4 protein-coding genes are annotated in these 4,781 nt (G+C 57.7%); 3 read left to right on the top strand and 1 reads right to left on the bottom strand.

Annotated elements, in window-relative coordinates; all coding sequences use genetic code 11:
* Positions 1-139: 139 nt before the first annotated feature.
* Positions 140-706 (top strand): RES family NAD+ phosphorylase, encoded by a 567-nt coding sequence (locus B7R24_RS16850; RefSeq protein ID WP_172582908.1) that lies wholly within the window; start codon positions 140-142, stop codon positions 704-706.
* Positions 707-1,000: 294 nt separating this feature from the next.
* On the opposite strand, the gene B7R24_RS16845 is transcribed toward B7R24_RS16850, so the two are convergent.
* Positions 1,001-2,332: a hypothetical protein gene (locus B7R24_RS16845; RefSeq protein WP_116420165.1), complete on the bottom strand. Its 1,332-nt coding sequence runs from the start codon at positions 2,330-2,332 to the stop codon at positions 1,001-1,003.
* 365 nt (positions 2,333-2,697) lie between these two features.
* On the opposite strand from B7R24_RS16845, the gene B7R24_RS16840 reads away from it, so the two are divergent.
* Together B7R24_RS16840 and B7R24_RS16835 are read left to right on the top strand one after the other, a co-directional pair.
* Positions 2,698-3,531, top strand: a complete 834-nt coding sequence (locus B7R24_RS16840; RefSeq protein WP_116420164.1) for a hypothetical protein — start codon at positions 2,698-2,700, stop codon at positions 3,529-3,531.
* 459 nt (positions 3,532-3,990) lie between these two features.
* Entirely contained in the window at positions 3,991-4,611 is a 621-nt protein-coding gene (locus B7R24_RS16835; RefSeq protein ID WP_116420163.1) for a hypothetical protein, read from the top strand.
* Positions 4,612-4,781: the final 170 nt, after the last annotated feature.

Raw genomic sequence — 4,781 nt, 5'->3', positions numbered from 1 at the left:
CGGCCCGTGCGGCATGAGAAACTTGCATCTGCGAGATGCCTCTCTTTTCGGGTCCAATTGTCTCTGTGGTAAGAACAATTATCCCTGATCAGAAAGGTATTCTCCGTTTAACGCGCCGATCTCACCCAATGCCCCATCGGTGGATCCAGGCTTAGGCTCGCCCCCGGATCATGTCGCCCGCGACAACCGGATGTCACCGAAAGGCATGGGTGCCTTCTATGGCGCTTCGACCCTTGCGGGTGCCCGTTCAGAAGTCGCCGGATACGCAGATCCAACCGATGACGGCACAGCAGGGGAGTTCGAGCTCCTCAGGGATATTAGTGTCGTTGATCTTCGCACTGCGGCTGACACGCCCTCGTTGTTCGACGCTGGCAGGCGCCACCTAAGAGCGCCTATCGCGTTCATGCGTGACTTCCTTGAGGATGCGACGAAAGTCGCTGATCCCTCGGACACACAGAACCTCGAGTACATTCCCACCCAGGTGATCGCGGAATACTTTCGCTACGGGCTGAGGGGTGACGCCGGACCTGTGCAGGGCATTCTCTGGCGCTCGTCGAAGGATCCCACTGTGACCAGCTGCATAGTCTTTGCCGGCCAAGACCTGATGACCGACAAGGGCGCACCGAAGACGACCGGTTTCGCTGACCCTGATCCGTTGCTGCAGTTGGATCGATCAAGCGTGAGAACTATCACCGCGCCGCTGTAGCCGTTGATTGGTCGCTGAACAATCGCGCAGGGCAGATATGAAGTCAGAATTCCCGCTCTCGAAATATCCCGAAGAGAAGGGTGTGGGGTCTGTTGCACGGTTAGGTGACATCTGTAATGGCTTGCCGGGTGGGCGGGCTGGAAGGATATTGTTGTGCCTAAGCCTTATCCGAGAGAGTTCCGCAGGGATGGTGTCACGGTCGCCGTGCGCCGCTAGAGTCGCGTTACGATCAAGCACAGATTTCGGTATCGGCGAATTCTATTGAGACGCATATCCCCCGATCTAGTCTCGTATCTAGACAACGCGAATCGGATCGTCAGCAGCCAGCCACTCAGGTCGGGACGGGCTCGAAGTAGCGTCTGTCCAATCAGATCCCTTGGTTGGGAACGACATTGGTGCCCCAGGCCCGTCGAACTGCCACTCGGCATCGAGGGTCTCGTCGCCGCCAATCCCGAAATACCAGCCGGTGATGGTGCGTCGCCATCCGTACCATTGCTTCTTATCCGCGCTGACCCGTACTTCGATGCCGTGCTCCGCAGGCAAACCATCCGAGGTGACGTCCCCCAGAATTAGGAGGATGTCGTGACGATAGTGTCCCAGTAGGTTCCGGTTCTGGCCCATCTGATAGTAGAAGAGCCTCTTCAGCACCTTCTTCGTGGCCGCAAACTCGCGACGATCCCTTTGGAGGCCATTCTCGTCGGTGCCATCGATGCCGCTCATGGACCTGAGCCGATCGAGGCGCCCTTTCTCTGCGGTGACGTTGTTGCGAACATCTCTGCGGTAGTCCGCCACGACCCGAAGGCCTTCGCGGAAAGTGGTTTGCTTCGCCAACCTGCCAAGCCATTGTCCGGCGAAATGCGAGGCGTAGAACGCGCTTAAGCGTGTCCCAAAAACGAACGCGAATCGAACTCGCAGCGGAGGCGCGACCTTGTTGTTGTGCCATGGCAGGAGGACAAGGACGGTTTCGGCAGACATCAAGATGGCGAGGATGTAGATGAGGGGGAGGAGCCCAACCGGCAGCCACACCGAGAGCGCAAATGAGAGCCAAATTTCGGAGAGATCCAGCGCGCTCCAGGTCGTCACTACCTTGACGGTTGTGAACGCTAGTAGCCCGAAGCCGAGTATCGCGAGCAGCGCATCACAGATCTTCCCTACTAGTCTCGTCTTAGGGTCTCGCTTCGATACCAGAGAGCTGAAGCTCAGGAGCAACAGGAGTGGTTGGAGGAGCAGCTCTCCCCAGAGAGGCAGCGAAGCAAGGTTGAAATAAAAAGCGAGGAATGCGGAGACGCCTAGTGTCTCGATCAGGACCTTGCGCACCAGCGATGATCCCGAGCTTGTCTTTCCGGCGTTCAGAACCAAGGGCAAGCCGACGAAGAGCGTCGTGATTACCGTGTCCTTCAGAAGATCGAAGCTCCATATACCAGCGTGTGCCCCGAGTGCGACCACGCCGGCGGTGTAGCCGAAGTACACGGCGAAAACGACGAGGACCTTCCATACGAGCAGGGCTCGAATGACTTGTCGAAAGCTCGGCAGAATTGTCGATCTGGTTTTCGGCCTTATGAGCATCACGGCGAAAAAGCCGACAAGCAACAGCAGCGAGGCGAGTTCGCGATTCGTGAGATCCATGGGTGAGCCAGATTACGACGCACCGCTGACATTCTTCGAAGTGATGCGCTTCGACGGTCGGCTCTCCTCGCATCGATCGAGCGGCGGCGAACACTCCGACGAAACTCGAAAGGTGTTCGTCGAAGCAGTTCGGACTGCTTGACTGGTTTTCGGACAAACTGAACGCCAGAGGTAGATTTAGCGAGAGCTAGCCTCTACTGGTGAGAAAGGTTCTGCCTGATGGCCCCGGTGGAAAATGCGCCTGATGATTGGCTATTCGCTCGATTTACCCACTACGCGACGTGTTTCCTGGGTCACCGAGGACTACAGCGCCGTGAGACACCCCTCAAGAGCGGGATGGTCGCGTGAGTGGACAGCGGCAACACATGATTCAGCGTGCATATCTGGAGGCTTGGGCGGTGCCGACGTCGCATGTCAGGGTCTGGGATAAGCACGACGAATCCGTGCGAGTGCGCGGATTGAATCAGGCAACCGTTGTGGACCGATACAACCACCCGGAGTATATCGAGCAGGGGTTTTGGGTCGCTGAACGTGACGTCGAAGTGATCGGGCGCTGGGCCACCGCGACAAGTGCCGAAGCTTTGCGTGAGACAGACACTGCAGCGTTGAGCCGGTGGATCACCATGGCCATCTTGCGGCATCGCTTTGCGGGGTTCGCGGGTCAATCTGAAATCAATGCGGTTCTGCTGATGAAAGATGGGAGCACTCGCCGGGGTACCGGGTCTGACGGGATCGCGATTCAGAAGATGCTGGCTGATGCCGCGCATGACGGCGTGCCGACGAGAGCTGGGACGCCGGTTGACGGCCAACCCCCGGTCGTTGACCTCTCTATGTGGGAACACATTGCAGTGGTGCCTATCCACGATGGCAGCCTTATAACGGGTGACGCAATGGTGGATCTAATTCTCGGGCCAGACGGTCGACGAGCCGGTGCAGTCGGTCTGCTACTGCCACTGTCACCGTCGCGGCTCTTGATCGGGGCGCGCTACGGCAATGAATTCCAGTTTGACGATCTTCGCGTCGATACGATGGATGTCACCGATCCGAATGATCCGGCGTTCTTGAGTTGGGTTCGCAGGCTCGCGGATCTTTCAAACGTCCACGTCGCAGGCGCTTCCCGACGTTTCGTCGTAAGCACGCCGGACTCTGAGGTGCTTGGAGCGTCGGCTGGCCCGCTGAGCGACTCCCGGTTGCCATGAAATTAAAGACTTGGACGGGTCCGAAGCTTCTCCGAGCCGATTCGTCGTTGGTGCTGCGGTACAACGATCAAGGTGATGGTGCGGGGCGTGATCGAGCTAGCGCCGGGCCGAAGTCGGAACCTAAGGAGACAGTTCCAACTGGCTCGCGTTGATGCGCGAACCGAACTAAGATCGCAGATCAGTCAACAGTCTCCTGGATGACTCGACGGAGCTTGGGCGTCAAGTTTGAAATCCGTCGCATAGGTCCACCACCGTAGCAACGTTTGAACCCCGGACAGACTCTATACAGTCGACCGGGGCATTTCCTTTCACGCTTCGTTTGAAAAGAGCGTCCTTCGCACCTGCGCGAAATCGTCGTAGGCTCCGAATTCGCTGAAGTTTGGCCGCCGAGACTATACGATTCGACTCCTTTGTTGGCTCTAGGGCCGCGTGGGGACTAGCCGACGATAATCTTCGTTCATGATCCAAGAGGACATTGATCCTGAAGCACACCACACGCGGGAGATGTATGCCCGCTATGGCCTAGCGATGTATTTCGCCCAGGCTGTTGAGGCAGCGATAAAAAGCGCAATAGTTATGGCCGAAGTCAGCTCGGGCGTCCACGCATCGCGAAGCGATTTCGATGAGTCATCCGCCCGATATTTCAAGATAGTATTCGGGCGCTTGGTCGAGAAATTCCGACCGTACGTCGGAAGCGATGTCGAGCTTGAGCAAGACCTTCAGCTTGCACTTGCGCTACGCAATCAGCTTGCGCATCACTTTTTCTGGGACCACGCCGCTGATGCGATGATGTTTGAAGGCCGTAAGCGGATGATGACCGAGTGCGACGCGGCCGTTGAGTTCCTTCAGGATGTCGACAGTCGGCTTGAAGAAGTGGTGCGCGGCTATTCGGAATCGATTGGAACCTCGCCTGCTGTTTTCGAGGCGCGTCTTACTGAGTCGACATCCGAGCTTCTTCGAGGACGCGCCGAGGGCGGTGCTAACCAATGTGGTCGCTGCGCTCAGCCGATGATAAGCGTTGGAAGTGTGAGGCGGCCTTGCCTCGAGTGCCCGAAGTGCGGCTCGGTCTCGCTCACGTAGCTTGAACCAACCGCTACTACAACGAAACGCTCAGTGCAGCAACTGAGGTTGACCCCGAATTCCGGACACTGACCAGGCGGGTTTCGCGTGTTTGCGGGCCTGTCGGGGAGGATGTCCGTGATGGGCACAAGCAAGAGGAAGACTTATACGCCGGAGTATCGCCGTGAGGC

Origin of the sequence: Subtercola boreus (genome assembly GCF_003399645.1) — a bacterium.
Classification (GTDB): Bacteria; Actinomycetota; Actinomycetes; order Actinomycetales; family Microbacteriaceae; genus Subtercola; species Subtercola boreus_A.
Note: the sequence above shows the minus strand (reverse complement) of the source record. Positions and strands in the feature narration are given on the sequence as shown.

Excerpts from the sequence above, each read along its gene's own strand:
- B7R24_RS16835 (WP_116420163.1), top strand. The coding sequence starts at position 3,991 with ATGATCCAAGAGGACATTGATCCTGAAGCACACCACACGCGGGAGATG.
- B7R24_RS16840 (WP_116420164.1), top strand. The coding sequence starts at position 2,698 with ATGATTCAGCGTGCATATCTGGAGGCTTGGGCGGTGCCGACGTCGCAT.
- B7R24_RS16845 (WP_116420165.1), bottom strand. The coding sequence starts at position 2,332 with ATGGATCTCACGAATCGCGAACTCGCCTCGCTGCTGTTGCTTGTCGGC.